Here is a 16,316-nt window from a genome sequence, read left to right as displayed (position 1 = left end):
ATCTTGAAAGAGATGGGATTAGGAATAATTTTACACTATATAGCGGATTAATTAACAACATTTTTAGAGGGTTATCGCGCTTGCACAGATTCTACTATGGACAGGAGAAAATAAAATGAGCGATTTTAGATTATGGTATTCTACCCCTGCAACAGATTGGTCACAAGGATTGCCACTGGGCAACGGAAGAATAGGTGCAGTAGTGATAGCTGCTCCGTATCGTGAGGTATGGAACATGACCGAGGTTACCTACTGGTCGGGTCAAGCTGAGTCAGAGCCTGCTCCTTTCGGAGGCAAAGCTGCGCTGGAAGAGATGCGAAAGTACTTCTTTGCTGGCGATTATAAAGAAGGTGACCGTCTAGCCAAACAACATCTGCAGCCGAAGAAACGAAATTTTGGTACGAACCTTGGTTTATGCGAGGTTGTCATTGACTTTGCAGAACAGGACACGGATTCCAGGTCAGCAGCGGCTATCGAGCGAGAGCTGGATTTGACCTGTGCGGTGGCCCAGACAGTGGTTCAAAGTAGTGGAACAACGCTGCATCGTGAGATTTTTGCCTCCCATGCTGATGATCTGGTGGTCTCAAGAATTTGGAGCGATGAACCGGGAGGTGTATCCTTTACGATCGGTCTGGAGGGGGGTTCAGAGTCGTTTACGACTCAAGTCGTGAATGACGACACTATTGAATTCAGAGGACAAGCCACAGAGAATGTGCATAGTGACGGCACTTGCGGGGTATGGGCAAAGGGACAAATTAAGGTAAGCATTTCCGGTGGTACGATGTACAGAGGGGACGGTCAATTGAGAATTGCCGGAGCCAATGAGGCGCGAATTTATTTTGCCGTCAGCACCGATTACAACCGTAGTAACTCGGAGTGGGAAATGGAGAGCAGCAGCACATTACAGCAGGCTTTGATTAAAGGATATGCGCAGTTAAAAGAAGATCATATCGAAGATTATGAGCAAGAATATGGTAAGGTGGATATCCAATTAGGTACCACTGGGAAGGTGAATCTGCCGACTGACAGGCGTATTCGATTACTGGCACAGGGCCAGGAGGAAGATTCGCAGTTGTTCGCGTTGTTCCTGCAGTACGGACGTTACCTGACTATCGCTGGAGCACGGGCAGACTCCCCGTTACCGCTGAATTTACAGGGAATATGGAATGATGGTGAGGCTTGCCGTATGGGGTGGAGCTGTGACTATCATTTGGACATCAATACGCAAATGAATTACTTTCCGACGGAAGTCGTAAATCTTGGGGATAGTCATTTACCATTAATGCGCTATATTGAGGGTTTGTCTCATGCTGGAAAGTCAAGCGCTCGCGATTTCTATGGCAGCAAAGGCTGGGTAGCACATGTATTCTCGAATGTCTGGGGATTCACGGCTCCGGGCTGGGAGACATCTTGGGGGCTAAACGTTACAGGTGGACTATGGATTGCGACGCATCTGATGGAGCATTATGAATACAGTCAGGACCGTGTGTTTCTGGAGCAACAGGCATATCCAGTGCTAAAAGAAGCCGCAGCATTCTTCCTAGATTATATGACCATTCATCCAAAATACGGCTGGCTGGTGACCGGACCTTCTAATTCGCCGGAGAATCATTTCTATCCTGCGGATAGCAGCGAGGGCGCACAGCAGCTGTCTATGGGTACCACTATGGATCAGATGCTGGTGAAAGACCTTTTTGAGTTCTGTTTGAAGTCTGCGAAACTACTGAATACGGATGAGGAACTACAGGAGCAGCTGGAGCAAGCGATATCCAAGCTGCCACCATTTCAGATCGGCAAGAGAGGACAGCTGCAAGAATGGCTCGAGGACTACGAGGAAGCGCAGCCGGAGCATCGGCATTTGGCCCATTTGTTCGCGGTATATCCAAGTAATCAGATCACACCAGGTAAGACACCTGAACTTAGCGCCGCGGTGAGAGTAACACTTGAGAACCGGATGGTTCAGGAAGAACTGGAGGATGTGGAATTTACCGCAGCATTGTTCGGTCTCGGCTTTGCCAGATTGTATGATGGGGAAAAGGCCTTTAATCATATATCTCATTTGATTGGTGGACTCAGTTTCGATAATTTATTTAGCTTTTCCAAATCGGGCATTGGAGGAGCGGAGTGCAATATTTTTGTGATCGATGGGAATTTCGGGGGTACGGCTGTTATTGCCGAGATGCTGCTGCAAAGCCATGAGGGTGAGATTCATCTGCTGCCTGCACTTCCAAAAGCATGGGGGACAGGATCGGTATCTGGACTGCGGGCCAAAGGAAATGCTGAGGTTGATGTAGCTTGGGACAATGGTCAATTAGTGGAAGCTACGATCCGTACCTACTCGCCAGGAACCGTGACAATTCGGTTGGGAGATAGAAGAGCTACTGTTCAAGGAGAAATAGGAGGAAGCTACTATTTTAACAGTCAGTTAGAGTTGGTATAATGATTCAGCGGGGGTGATATGAACCCCCGCTTTAATTATGCTGGGTTATTAGCGCATGATTAAAGGGCTATCCGGTCTGTTATGGACCGGATAGCCCTTTTGCCGATGTCTGCAAATTAACGATTCATGCCTGAAAATAACTTTCATTTATTTGGATCATAGTAGCCTAAGGGGAAAAGAATATAATAGAAGAAACAGATGCAGACAACAAAGAGGAGGGGACATCAGTGTATAGTATTTTTCTAGTTGATGATGAAGAAATAGGCCTTGAGATGATGAGAGATTATATCCGCTGGGAAGAAATGGGTATTTATGTCGTCGGAACTGCGAGTAATGGTAGAGAGGCTCTAGAGAAGATAGAGGCCATTAGACCTGATATTATTCTTACAGATGTCCAGATGCCGATTATGAACGGTATTGAAATGGCTAAAAAAATACATGAGAGCTATGACTGGATGCAGTTAATGTTCCTGACTGGGCATGACGAATTCAACTATGTAAAATCGGCTCTAAATGTAGGTGCTGTTGGATATTTACTGAAGCCCCTCGACTTGAATGAAATTGGAAGCGTTATCGCAAAGGTGAAGCAGCGCTGTGAGGAAGTTCAAATGAAGAAACGTTCCATGGAGGCGGCTAAAACGAACCTTCTTAAGGAGCTTTCCTATGAAAAAAATGCGGAACATGCCGCTGATCTGGCGACCAGCTATTGCAAGCTTACCCGTGAGTCTGAGAGGAATCGCTACGCAATGGCGCTGTTCAGTATCGATCCGATTGAGGCAGAGGGGGAACAGCAGAGTCTGGAGGATTGTAAGAACCGGTTGGTAGCTTTTCTGGATCATTTCTTCAAGTCGAAGAATATAGAGACGGTATTTGTGCCCTACAAAGATGGGGAGGTAGGTGTGTTTATGGAAGCACGCCAACAGCCTGGGTATTATGCGTGGGAGGATTTGGCCGCGGCTATCCGAAGTGGACTGGATTTCACAGTGACGGCAGCAGTCGGTGCACAGGAAACCGAATTAACGGAGGTTCATTGTCTGTATAAGCAGACGCGTGAAATCCTAAACGAGCGTTTCTATAAAGGTACGGGTTCAATTATTCATGCCTTGGCGATTTCAAACCAGTTTGATAGTGAGTATGTGCCACCTTTTAATAGGAAAGAGTGGTTTGAAGCTATCAATCAGCTAGATTTCGAGCAAGCCGCACAGAAGCTGCATCAGTATTTCGAGGGGCTAGCCACACTAAGAATCAAGAAAAAAAATATCTGCGATTGGGCGATTGATCTTGTCGACGAGCTGCTGGAGCAACTGCATCAACCTGTTCCTGAGGGGGTTAAACGGGCGGAGTTATATCATTCCATCTATAATGCACTGACTTTAAATGAGATTGAGGATTTGATCCTGGGCACTGCAGGCAATGCTATGAGCTTGCTGGGTGAGCGGCTTATGGACAAAAACACGAAGCTAGTTCACAAGGTTCGCAGTATGATCGACCAAAATTTTGATCAGCCGATTACGATCAATAGCTTATCTGATCAGGTTTATTTATCGCCCAACTATTTACGCTCCATTTTTAAAGACAAGACCGGTATCACGATTCACGATTATTTAACACGTATTCGGCTCGATAAGGCTACAGAGTTGCTGGCTGACGGCTCGCTCAAAATTCAGGATATCGCCCAAAGAGTCGGTTACGAAAGCACGTCTTATTTTATCTCCCTATTTCTGAAGAACCAAGGAGTTACACCTAACGAGTATAGGAAGAGTCTATGATTGTGCCAGCGCTTCAGTTCGGCAAATAGGAAATAAAGTTACTTTCCCTTACGAATAGTAAACTTGCGATATGGATATTAATCCCTCTGCTTTTTACAATTAAGCATGTATTATAACTAGCACATGTGAGGGGCTTCATTCATCAAGGCAATCAAAGGAGTTTTAGTTCATCGAAAATCGGTAGCGCTTTCAAGATGCTTCTTAACCAACTCCTTTGATGACTTGATGGACAGATATAGCCCGAATATCACAAAAGTGCAAGGAGACCTACAAACGGAGGGATTAAATGTTTGGGAAAGCAATGAAAATAGGATTTTTGTTCTTTGTCATCATCTGCTTGGTAATAGGCAGTGGCGGTCAGTTTGTCAGTACGGTTTATGCCGATGATACGGAGAATACTACCTATGAAGCTGAAGCTGATGGAAATGCTATGACTGGCAATGCTTCTATTTCTGAACACCCAGCGGCTTCCGGGGGGCAGAAAGTCGGAGGCATGTATCAAGGAAGCACTTTGCAGTTTAATCATGTGACTGTAAGTGAGAGTGGGAATTATAAAATTACAGTGTACTATATCTCTGGCGATTCGCGGCCATTCAATATCAGTGCCAATGGCGGCGATAAGCAGTTTGAAGAACCACCCAAGACAGTGGATTGGGATACGGTGGGAACTTATGATGTAACACTTCCGCTGAATGCTGGAGAGAACAGCATCCTGATTGATGACAACAACTGGTATTCTCCAGACATCGACAAGATCGTAATTCGTGGACTGGACGACAGCGACCCAGGTGAAGGATCTGGAGGCGACTGGAAGGAGAAGCTGCATGGAACAGTCATCGAAGCTGAAGCGCTTGAAAATATAATTACAGGCAACGCCAAGATAGCGGACAGCAGTGTTGGTTCCGGCGGGAAAATTGTAAAGGATATGAATAAAAACAGTACTTTACAGTTCACAAATGTCACTGTGCCGGCAGCGGGAACGTATTTGATCCGTATTTCCTATATTTCCGGTGACCAGCGACCTGTCTATATGCAGGTGAATGATGGACTGGATGAATTGATTGATCTGCCAAAGACGGCAAGCTGGGATACGGTAGGAACTTATGATGTGGAAGTCTCCTTGCAAGAAGGGTTGAATAAGATCACTTTCTCGGATCATGACTGGTACTCTCCAGATTTCGACCGGATTGAAGTCATTCCATATACGATCAGTTATGAAGCGGAGTCTCCGGTCAATGATTTAACTGGAGAAGCACGAGTTGGCGATAGCCCTAATGCTTCTGGTGGTCAGAAGGTAGGGTATCTGAATGGTGGCAGTTCCTTAACTTTCAATAAGGTTATAGCTCCTATGACAGGGGATTATCGAATTACGGTAGCTTATTTCTCAGGTGACCCGCGCAGCTTATACGTCAGCGCTAATGGTGGGGCAGAGCAGTATTATGAACTGCCCAAGACACCAGACTGGGATACGGCGCTCACATATGAGCTTACACTGCCCCTGAACGAAGGCCAGAATACAATCAAATTCTCAGACGGCAATTGGTATGCGCCAGATCTGGATCGCATCATTGTAGAACCGGCAATGGGAACAGATCCTAATCCTCCAGTTGAAGAGGATGGTGATCTGGGGACACCAGGGACTTCGAATAACTACGGGGCCATCACCGTTACCGAATATACTTATGGAACGCTCGTATCGAATGGACAATATGAGGTTTCCTTTAATACTAAGTCTGGATACGCAAGCTATAAGTGGACGGATGGTCAGAAGCTGCAAGGAATCTATAGCAGCATCAAACTCGGTGATACTCTCGTTGAGACTGCAAGCTATGAGAATCATGCAAGTGCTGGTGCTCCAGTAGAAATTCAGGATGGCTTCGGCAAAGGGGTGGAGCTTACTTTTGTTCACACCTCAGCTGGACAGCCAACGCTCAAACAGGTTTACAAGTTTTATGATGATCAGAAGTATTTCTTAACTCGTCTGGATGCCGTTAGCGAGACGGCGCTGCAGACGAATTATATGTCACCTATTACCGTAAAACGTTCAGGTGGAGTAGATATCGGTGCCAGTGCAGATAACCGGGTACTGACCGTTCCTTTTGACAATGATGCTTGGATTCGTTATAAATCTCAATCTATGAACCGAGCGGATACCAGCTATGAAATGACGACTATCTTTAATAACTCGACGCGCAGCGGCCTTGTGCTCGGGTCGGTAACTCATGATACGTGGAAGACCGGGATCGACTGGAAAGGTTCTTCTAATCGGCTGAATGAGCTAGTGGTTTATGGCGGAGCAGCCAGCGACGTTACACGGGATACCCAGCCTCATGGCATCCTTACAGGCGCAGAATTGTCTTCGCCGATGATTATGGTGGGGGCATTCAGTGATTACCGCACAGGACTTGAGGAATACGGAAAAGCTAATGCGATCATCACACCTCCACTGTTGCTGAATCCTGAGTTGCCGCAAGGTGTACCTGTTGGTTTTAACAGCTGGGGAGCTTACGAAGGTACACTTTCATACCAAGACGTTGTGGATGTCTCCAATTATTATAAGGAGCACTTAAATGATTTCAATAATAACGGTAATGTATTTATTAATATGGATTCCTATTGGGACAATTTGAATGATAAGCAGCTTGCTGACGCTGTATCAGTAATTAAGGGCAATGGTCAGCATGCAGGTATCTATTGGGCACCATTTGTATATTGGGGCAACAATATGAGCCAGCCGGTAGAGGGTACCGACAATAAGTATACGTATGGCGATATTGTCCTCAAAGATGCCGAGGGCAAACCGCTGCCGACGCTGGATGGGGCTTTTCCTCTGGATGTGACACATCCAGGTGCTAAACTGCGCATGAATTATTTTTTGGACAAATTTAAGGATCTGGGCTTTACCTTCATCAAATTGGATTTCTTGACGCACGGTTCGCTTGAGGGACAACATTTCGATCCAACCATAACGACAGGGATTCAAGCTTACAATGAAGGAATGCGTTATGTGAAAGATCGTTTGGATGGAAAAATGTTCATTAGCGCATCTATTGCGCCAATCTTTCCAAGCCAATATGCACACAGCAGACGTATTTCCTGCGATACCTACGGCAAGATCAATGAAACGGAATACATGCTGAATTCGTTAACTTATGGATTCTGGCAAAATGGCACGATTTACACCTATACGGATCCCGATCATTTAGCGTTGGCCCGCGCTTCCAGCTTAACTGAAGCTCGCAGTCGAATGAACTCTGGCGTCATCGCCGGTACCGTACTTCTCGGCTCTGATGATGTTAACGATCCAAAGGCACAGGAGTACATGACTGCCTTGTTTAACAACAAGGAGGTTCTCGAATTAGCGTTAAAAGGAAAAGTATTCAAGCCGCTGGAAGGAAATACGAATGCGAATGCAGCGGATACTTTTGTTATGAAAGACGGCAACGATTATTATATGGCCGTATTCAACTACAGTGCCAATGCCGCGGCAGACAAAGCAGTGAATCTCGGTCGCGCTGGACTGGATGCAGCGGAATCGTACACGATGCAAGACCTTTGGACAGGAGAGGTTTCGACGATTTCAGGAACACTCGCGTTGTCCTTGCAGCCGACTGAATCGAAACTGGTAAAATTGACAGCTGCACCTAAGAAAGTAACAGGTGTATCGCTAGATAAGACAGAGCTAACATTAACCACTGGTGAAACCGGAAAGCTGACGGCTACGCTATCTCCGGAAGAGGCGGCGAATAAAGCAGTACACTGGACTTCGAGCGATACGTCTGTAGCTACCGTAGTGTATGGAACGGTAACGGCTGTAAATGCTGGGAAAACCACAATTACTGTGGAAACAGTAGACGGCGGCTTCAAAGCTACGGCAGAAGTTACAGTCAAAGCAGCCTCCACTATAGAACCGGGAAATCCTGAAGTCCCTGCGAATCCGGGTAACAACAACGGTACTCCTGGTAGCATTGTAGATCAAGAGAATGGCGCGGGCACTCTAATCCTTACACCAGAGATGCTGAAAGTGGATAGTGCATCTAGTAATGTCATCGTGGAGATTAAGGGAGATACACAGCAGATACAGTTATCCTCTGATGTAGTTCGCCAGTTGGCGAATCACACGCTGGTTCTGAAGTCCGGTAAGTTCTCCATGAAGGTGCCTGCGGATCTGCTCCGCCAGTTGCAGAGCAAGCTACCGGAAGGTCAGCGGGATGATAGCACGATAACCCTGAAATTAGTACCACTCAGCAGCAAGGCTAATGAGATCATTGCTGCAGCGGAGGGAACTACTCAAGCACAGGTTAGGCTCATGGGTGATATCTATGAGTTCAGTCTGTCGGTGACCACGAAAGCTGGCACAACAGGAACGCTTTCTGCGTTCGATCAACCCATTACGCTAAGCCTGACAGTGGGAGAAGGCTTTGATTCCAAGCGTGGAGGCATTTACTATATTGCGGATAACGGTAAGCTGGAATATATCTCTGCGAATTATGCTGATGGTGTATTGACAGCACAAGTTAACCACTTCAGTAAATATGCTGTGCTGGAGCTCAAACGGACCTTTGTCGATGTGCCAGCCAATCACTGGGCGAGTCCTGCAATCCAAGAACTGGCGGCGAAGCTGTATGTTCAAGGGACTAGCAAAGACAAGTTTGAACCAAACCGTGCGATTACGCGTGCCGAGTTCACCTCTATGCTCGTTCATTCCCTTGGGTTGACCACAAGGGGAGATGTTAGCTTTGCTGATGTTGCACCGTCTGCTTGGTACGCGGAGTCCATTTCTATCGCTTACAAGGCGGGCATCGTGAGCGGCAGAAGTACGACCAAGTTCGAGCCGGCTGCACAGATTACCCGTGAAGAAATCACGGTCATGTTAATGAAAGCCTATGAGCTGAAGAATGGCAAAGTAACTGTTGCTTCAACTGATGTGACATTCAAAGATATGAAGCAGGTCTCCTCTTGGGCAGCCGCTTCTGTAAAGGGAGCAGCCAGCCTAGGACTGGTTCAAGGTCAAAATGAAGGTCTATTTGCACCAAAAGGGATCGCTTCCCGAGCAGAAGCAACCCAAGTGATTTATAACTTGATTATGAAGTAAAACATTGCAAATATACAAATGAACGAAGGAGTTAAGCAATCTCTAGATGCTTAGCTCCTTCGTTTTTGGTGTTCACTGAAGCTTTATTAAAATGATAATGGTTATATCGAGGGGCTCGTGGCAAGCTCGTGGTAACTAGGCTAGGTGAGAGCGATTAGGGAAAATCTCCCTAAAAATAGCCAAAAAATTCTTGGATGCGATGTAATTAGGGAAATCCTCCCTAATAATCGGGCGAATTCTGAATTTACCTCCAAATCAGCAAATAATCAGGGAGGATTTCCCTGATTATCAGTATAATGAGCAAAAATCACCAAATTTCAGGGAGGATTTCCCTAATTGTTAATCAATATTTCTGATTTCTCAATAAGCTTTGCGGTTATTCAGATGCGTCGTTCCTTACATTTCCTTTTGCGGCAAACGAATTTGCACAGTGGTTCCTATTCCGAGCCTACTAAACACTGTAACGCCGTAATGCTCACCAAACCTCAGTTTTATCCGTCGATCTACGTTTGAAATCCCATAACCTCGCCCGGGTTTATCGTCAAGTAAAGTGTGAAGTGTCTCACGACTCATCCCCATGCCATCATCAATTACAGATAGAATAATATCACTATTTTCGACTATGCCTTTGATATGAATATTTAGCGGGCTTTCCTGATTCCACACCGCATGAAGCACCGCATTTTCTACAAAAGGCTGCAAGGCTAGCTTGACTGTAGAGTAAGGTAAGATCGCTTCATCAATATTGTAGGTGATGTTCAGTTGTCCTTTGAATCGGATCAGCTGAATGGCATTGTAGCTTTGCGTCAGCTTCAATTCTTCATTAATAGTTAAGATGCTCTTTCCTTTATTCAGGGAGATGCGATAAAACTTGGCGAGATGAAGCACCAAATCCTGAATGCGAGTATCTTGATGTTTTAGGGCAAGAGACGAAATGGAGCCCAGTGTATTGTACAGAAAATGGGGGTTGATCTGGGCCTGAAGCAGGTCAAGCTCTGCCTCCTTGTTCTGTAGCTCCTTCTGATACACTTCGGTGATTAGACTCTTTAAGCGTGTAGTCATTTGCTTGAAGGCAAAATGAAGCTGGCCAATCTCATCATTGCCTAAATATTCATCATTCGTAGGGTTGAAGTCACCACGTTCTAGCCGCCGGATCATTCGGATTAACATTCGAATACGCTTGCTAAACATCGATGCAGTAATATAAATCAGCAATAATGCGACGACTATAAAGCCTAAAGAGATTTTGATGATGAGCTCTGACAGTGATTTCGCATCCTGAATGATACTGTCATAAGGGAATATAGAGACGGTTTTCCATCCATTTGTGAGCGTGTTATAGACGGCGAAAGCCTTTTCCCCTTTATATGTAGTATCAAATCTGCCAGAAGGCAATTCATCAAAGTTCTGATCAAGCATTTCCGGCAGACTTGTATTTAATAATTGTTTGTCGGCGGCTGATAAAATAAGGCCCTTGTCATTAACGATAAAAATATCTTTGCCGCCTGCTTCTTTCTCCATTAAAGAATAGATCACCGATTCGGATATTTCGAAGACCAGAATACCGTAGGGATATTGGTTGCGATTATTGTTCAGTAACCTAGCCAGTGTAAACATTGCGGGATTATCTTGTGACTGCGGTGAGGACAGATGAATAATATTCCCGTGAGACTGCATCAGCTGCTTGTACAGCTCTGTCTCCTTCACTTCGGGTGTAACCGGCTTGATATAGTAATTATCCTTGGGCAGTGATGGATTGTCGGAATAAATGAAAACGCTACCAAAATCGGGATAGGCAGCCATTACTGTGTCTATACGATTGCCAATATATTGATAGACGTCTAGATAAGATGGATCATCTTGATATTCGCTCGTGAGGTAAGTGGCTAGCCTATTATCCAAGTAAATAGAAGCGGAAATATGCTCATAGCTGTCCAGTTTGTTCTCCAGGTTCTTGTTGATCTGGGCCGTTGAATTCATCATATTGATGTAGATTTGATCGGTCAGCTTTGATTTTGTAAGTTCGAATGAAAAATAGACAAAAAGCATCATTGGAAGAATGGTGACCAGAACGAACACGAGGAATAGCTTGGAGCGAAAGCTAAGGTCGATAAAAGGCATATAAATATACTTTTTGTAAAAATGACGCATCGTAGAAGTCCCTTCTTTACTGTGAATTCACGGAAAGCCAAGTTTATCATATCAGACTGAATATCGAAATCCAATGCTCGAATGTTAAGAAACTCCTTTAAAAAGCGCTATCATTCGGAGGATTGAAGTATAGAAAGGAGCTCTATACGGACTTAAGATAAATAGGAGAGAAGCTGAATCGAGATGTAGCAGGGCATGCTGCACTAAATAAAAAGGGAGGGTATTTGATGCATAAAGCAAGCGCTATCAAAACAGTCAGGGGCAATAATTTTTGGTACAGATTAAAAGAGCAGAAATGGTTATTTTTGCTAATGCTCCCTGCCATAATTGCGACATTGCTATTTTCCTATGGACCTATGTTTGGTATGTATATGGCATTTACAAACTATCAACCGGGTGGAGGAACATTTTTTCAACAATTTTTCCATGCTGACTTTGTTGGCTTTAAGTGGTTTGAATATTTCTTTACCACAGGAGACTTCTACCGTGTAATGCGTAATACGCTTGCGACAAGCCTCTTGACCTTGTTATTCGGGTTTCCTGCGCCGATCATACTCGCGCTTGTGCTGAATGAAGCAAAACAGGGATTTTTCAAACGCTTTACACAGACGGTTTCTTATCTCCCGCATTTTATCTCATGGGTTATCGCCGCTAACATTGTAATTACGCTGCTAGCTTCCGATGGGATGTTCAACAATCTACTAGTAACGCTCGGGATTGTTAACGAACCGGTAGCTTTTCTACAAAACGGACCCTTATTCTGGTGGATTATCGCCTTATCTAATATGTGGAAAGAAATGGGTTTTAGCGCCATTATGTACCTAGCTGCAATATCCGCTATTAATCCGGAGCTTTACGAAGCCGCAAGAGTAGATGGAGCTAGCCGATTCAAGCAAATGTGGAATATTACGCTCCCTGCTTTACGTCCAACTATCGTGATATTGGCCATTCTTGCAGTCGGAGGTATTTTGAATGCCGGCTTTGAACAACAATATCTATTGCAAAATAACACTGTACTTGAGTACTCGGAAGTTATCGATATTTATGCATACAAATACGGGTTACAAAACAGCATGTTCTCATACGGGGCTGCCGTGGGGGTATTCAAATCCGTTATTGCCTTCATTCTTGTTGTAATCGTGAATCGAATTTCTAGAAAAGTGAACGACCAAGCGTTGTTCTAAATAACAAAATGGAGAGGAGCGCTTGAGATGTTTTTGAACAGATACGGAGATCATATCTTTAAGTGTTTTGTATATTTGATTCTTATCCTTGTATTGCTAGTTACCTTCTTACCTTTTTGGAATATTCTCGTTCTTTCATTAAATGCTGCTGAGGATACTGTTCGTGGCGGCGTCTACTTTTGGCCAAGAGATATCACCTTTGATAGCTACAAACAAATTTTGAAAGATACCGAAATTATGAATGGGATATGGGTAACGGTTAAACGGACCGTAATTGGTGCACCACTGTCGGTTCTTGTGATTACGATGCTTGCTTATCCGCTAAGCCGGCGGAATTTGATGGGACGCAAGGGTTGGAACCTTTACTTCGTCTTTACGATGTATTTCGGAGGCGGTTTGATTCCTTATTACATGGTGCTTAAAGCCCTGAATATGATCGACACTTTCTCCGTTTTTATTCTGCCAGGCTTGATGAATGTCTTCTATATGATTATTGTCCGTACCTTTATGGAGGGATTACCTGGTGAGATTGAGGAGTCAGCGAAAGTAGATGGAGCGAACGACTTAATGATTTTCTTCCGGATTGTGCTGCCGTTAACAACACCAGTACTTGCGACAGTAGGCCTCTTTCAGGCAATATCGCATTGGAACTCGTGGTTTGACTCCTATGCATTTACTTACAGCTCAGACCTGAAGACCTTGCAAGCGGTCCTCGTCAAAATACTGAGTCAGTTCCAGACCGGAGGTATGGTATCGCAATCGCAAATGCTGGCAAACTCCGCCAAGCGAAATGCTGTTTCAAGCGATACGATCCGGATGGCAGCGACGATGGTTGCAACATTGCCTATCGTTCTAGTATATCCGTTCCTGCAAAAGTATTTTGTTAAGGGTATGACTTTGGGAGCTGTTAAGAGTTAATATGATTAAATAACCGAACGCCAGCCGGAGAGGAGTTGTCCAGCTGGCGGCCCTGAAGGGGGGTGAGCGGACAGACTTGCTTGGTTGCTTGATAGACTTGTGACGTAACTTAATTAATGGGAGGAATTAGGGTGTCTATGATAAAGAAAAACAAATTGTTGAGCGTAAGTATAACTGCTGCATTATCTGCTTCACTATTAGCGGGCTGTGGCTCTAATGATGGAACAGACAATACAAACAAAGCGGCTGGAGACAATACAAAACAAGAGCCGATTACACTTACATGGTTTGATTCAAATACTAAGGGAGAGCCTTTTACTGATGCTATCGCCCAAGAAATCACTAAAAAGACTGGCATTGAGATCTCTATTCAGCAGCCAACAGGAAATCCGACAGAGAAGCTAAGCTTGATGCTTGCCAGCGGTGACTATCCGGATGTGGTCGTGATGAGCCGTGGGGATGCTTCACTTGATAAATACATTACAAGCGGTGCCTTTATTCCACTCGATGAGCTGATTGAGAAGAATGGCCCTGATATCAAGGAAATGTATGGCGACACACTGACCAAGACTCGTTATAAAGATGGAAAGAACTATTACTTGGCTAACTGGTATGGACTAGATAGTGATCCAGTCTTCGGGATGCTGATGAGAAAAAATCTGCTTGCAGATCTGGCACCGGACAAAGCAGATGGCAGAGCACCGCTTACAACAGATGAATTAGAAGCGATTTTGAAGGATTTTAAAGCGAAAAACAAAACGATTGATGGAAAAGAATCGATTCCAATGACCATGAACGGCGAGAATATGGGCGCCAACCTTGGAACATTCAAAGGCATGTGGGGTCTGAAAACTTACTATGATAACAATGGAACATTGCAATATGATGTTAAGGATCCAAAGTATCGTGAAATGTTGCTCTACGTAAATAAATTATACAGAGAAGGTCTGATTGAGAAGGAATTTGCGATTAGCAAAACGCAAACTTGGGTTCAAAAGCTGGCTACTGGCGCAGTATTCTCCACACCAGGCGCTTACTGGGATCCAGGTAACGGGAACGGAACTTTGAAGAAGGATGGCGGAGAAGATAATCAGCTCTTCCCATACAAGGTTGTTGCCCCTGGAGTAGACCCTGCCCAAACGACATTTGGACCAAGAAGCTCACTTGGATGGGATGCTATCGCTATTACTAAGAACAACAAGCACCCTGAAGAAACAATGAAGCTGTTCAATTTCTTGGCAAGTGATGAAGGACAGCATTTGCTGCTGTGGGGCCAAGAAGGCGTTCAATACACCATGGTGGATGGCAAGAGACAACCGGACCCTGCATTCTTGGATAGCTTCAAGGAAAACTGGGACGACACAGTCAAGAAGAGCGGTGTCCGCAAATGGTTGTGGTTTATCAAAAATGGTCTGGATGCAAATGAACAGCCTTACGATATGGCCGTTAAATATCAACGCAGTGAAGTAGATCAGATGGCAATCAAGAGTCTTGGGGATTCCGTATGGGATACAGCGGCATATGACAACTTGAGCCCTGATGGCGGAACACCTGAAGCACTGACTGCACAGAAGGTAAAAGATATTATGGATCAAAGCATTACGAGAGTAATCATTGCTCCTACTGAAGCCGAAGCCAACGCGACATTCGATAAGATGCTTGCGGAAATGAAAAAGGCTGGGGATGAGAAAGTAGAAGAAATCATTAACCAAAAGTACGCAGAGCGTATGGAGCTGTGGAATTCAAAATAATTATTGTAAGGGCTTCCTCTCTGCATTCAGGCAGAGGGGGAGCCTTTTTCTATGTTTTCAAATGTTAATTAAACTAGTCTATTAGCATGCGCATTCTTGCGGAAATCCAGCGGGGCCTGGTGATAGTACTTTTTGAATTGATGATAGAAATGGCTGACATTGTCAAAGCCGGACTCCAGAGCAATTTCGACCACACGTAGTTCAGTAGTAAGTAGCAGATTACGTGCCACGTTGAGCTTAAGTTGGTTGATATATTCTGTTGGTGTCTGGTTCAAGTACTGGCGAAAGGCCCGGTTGACATGACCGGCGCTTCTGCCCGATAACTCGTACAGGGCATGAAGGCCTTTGTTTAAGTTTTCTTTTAGATGCATCTTGGAAACGGCATGTTCGAGCCACAGTGGGAATTCTGGCTGCTCGATGGTTTCTGGAGAGAAAAAATGCTGGGTAAGTGTATCTACGAGTATTCCTTTCAGATAAATCCTGGACTTTACTTTGTCTAAGGTAGAAAGCATTCGGATGCGTTCGAAAGAACGAATGAAATCATCCATCTCCATTTGAGATAACATGGCGATTCTAGGGAGCGGAGTATGTAATAGCCCGTGCAGGAATCCTTCTTCATTCAGGTAACTAAAGGCATCATTAATGAGGCTTTTTCGGCAGGGAATGTTCAGAAAGCGGCAATCGTTATCCCCGTCAGCTTCATAGCGATGGGTATCATCGGGCCGGATGAAGACAAGGCAGCCAGATTGAAGAAGCTGGGCAGCCCCGTTGACGATATGTCGGCACCGGCCTTCAGTGAGTATGAAAAATTCATAAAAATCATGCGTATGTTCTGGGGATACCTGACTCAGAGATTCTACCCAGAAGGGATCAGCTAGCAATTCGGGGTTTATATGGCTTGCCTCAGTGTATTTGATCATGTTTTTCCTCCAGTGTTAGTTATGTTAAAATAGCACACTATTTTTGCGAACACAATAGAAGAAATGTATACATATTATTGTTAAAATT

The 16,316-nt window shown here is 44.7% G+C and carries 8 protein-coding genes; 6 read left to right on the top strand and 2 right to left on the bottom strand.

Going from position 1 to position 16,316, the window contains the following annotated elements:
• Positions 1–115 precede the first annotated feature (115 nt).
• The 3 genes from MKY19_RS22605 (at position 116) to MKY19_RS22595 (ending at position 9,304) form a co-directional block, all read left to right on the top strand.
• The gene (locus MKY19_RS22605) at positions 116–2,440 is read left to right on the top strand and encodes a glycoside hydrolase family 95 protein (RefSeq protein WP_339797814.1); all 2,325 of its coding nucleotides are present in this window, start codon (positions 116–118) and stop codon (positions 2,438–2,440) included.
• A 227-nt stretch (positions 2,441–2,667) separates the two neighbouring features.
• On the top strand, positions 2,668–4,209 hold the full coding sequence (locus MKY19_RS22600; RefSeq protein ID WP_339797811.1) for a response regulator: 1,542 nt from the start codon (positions 2,668–2,670) through the stop codon (positions 4,207–4,209).
• A 286-nt stretch (positions 4,210–4,495) separates the two neighbouring features.
• The gene (locus MKY19_RS22595; protein ID WP_339797808.1) at positions 4,496–9,304 is read left to right on the top strand and encodes an S-layer homology domain-containing protein; all 4,809 of its coding nucleotides are present in this window, start codon (positions 4,496–4,498) and stop codon (positions 9,302–9,304) included.
• 396 nt (positions 9,305–9,700) lie between these two features.
• On the opposite strand, the gene MKY19_RS22590 is transcribed toward MKY19_RS22595, so the two are convergent.
• A complete protein-coding gene (locus tag MKY19_RS22590) occupies positions 9,701–11,455 on the bottom strand; it encodes a sensor histidine kinase (protein ID WP_076300759.1) in 1,755 nt (584 codons plus the stop codon).
• A 227-nt stretch (positions 11,456–11,682) separates the two neighbouring features.
• Between MKY19_RS22590 and MKY19_RS22585 the strand changes: the two genes are divergently transcribed.
• From MKY19_RS22585 to MKY19_RS22575, 3 genes are all read left to right on the top strand, one after another.
• Positions 11,683–12,639, top strand: coding sequence for an ABC transporter permease subunit (locus MKY19_RS22585; protein WP_042190740.1), 957 nt, complete (start codon positions 11,683–11,685; stop codon positions 12,637–12,639).
• Between the two features lie 27 nt (positions 12,640–12,666).
• Complete coding sequence (locus MKY19_RS22580; RefSeq protein WP_042190738.1) at positions 12,667–13,557, top strand: carbohydrate ABC transporter permease; 891 nt, start codon at positions 12,667–12,669, stop codon at positions 13,555–13,557.
• 137 nt (positions 13,558–13,694) lie between these two features.
• On the top strand, positions 13,695–15,308 hold the full coding sequence (locus MKY19_RS22575; protein ID WP_339804458.1) for an extracellular solute-binding protein: 1,614 nt from the start codon (positions 13,695–13,697) through the stop codon (positions 15,306–15,308).
• Positions 15,309–15,376: 68 nt separating this feature from the next.
• On the opposite strand, the gene MKY19_RS22570 is transcribed toward MKY19_RS22575, so the two are convergent.
• On the bottom strand, positions 15,377–16,228 hold the full coding sequence (locus MKY19_RS22570; protein ID WP_042190736.1) for a helix-turn-helix domain-containing protein: 852 nt from the start codon (positions 16,226–16,228) through the stop codon (positions 15,377–15,379).
• Positions 16,229–16,316: the final 88 nt, after the last annotated feature.

Source organism: Paenibacillus sp. FSL R5-0744 (assembly GCF_037972555.1).
Lineage (GTDB): Bacteria > Bacillota > Bacilli > Paenibacillales > Paenibacillaceae > Paenibacillus_AQ.
Note: the sequence above shows the minus strand (reverse complement) of the source record. Positions and strands in the feature narration are given on the sequence as shown.

Excerpts from the sequence above, each read along its gene's own strand:
- MKY19_RS22580 (WP_042190738.1), top strand. The coding sequence starts at position 12,667 with ATGTTTTTGAACAGATACGGAGATCATATCTTTAAGTGTTTTGTATAT.
- MKY19_RS22585 (WP_042190740.1), top strand. The coding sequence starts at position 11,683 with ATGCATAAAGCAAGCGCTATCAAAACAGTCAGGGGCAATAATTTTTGG.
- MKY19_RS22605 (WP_339797814.1), top strand. The coding sequence starts at position 116 with ATGAGCGATTTTAGATTATGGTATTCTACCCCTGCAACAGATTGGTCA.
- MKY19_RS22570 (WP_042190736.1), bottom strand. The coding sequence starts at position 16,228 with ATGATCAAATACACTGAGGCAAGCCATATAAACCCCGAATTGCTAGCT.
- MKY19_RS22595 (WP_339797808.1), top strand. The coding sequence starts at position 4,496 with ATGTTTGGGAAAGCAATGAAAATAGGATTTTTGTTCTTTGTCATCATC.
- MKY19_RS22575 (WP_339804458.1), top strand. The coding sequence starts at position 13,695 with ATGATAAAGAAAAACAAATTGTTGAGCGTAAGTATAACTGCTGCATTA.
- MKY19_RS22590 (WP_076300759.1), bottom strand. The coding sequence starts at position 11,455 with ATGCGTCATTTTTACAAAAAGTATATTTATATGCCTTTTATCGACCTT.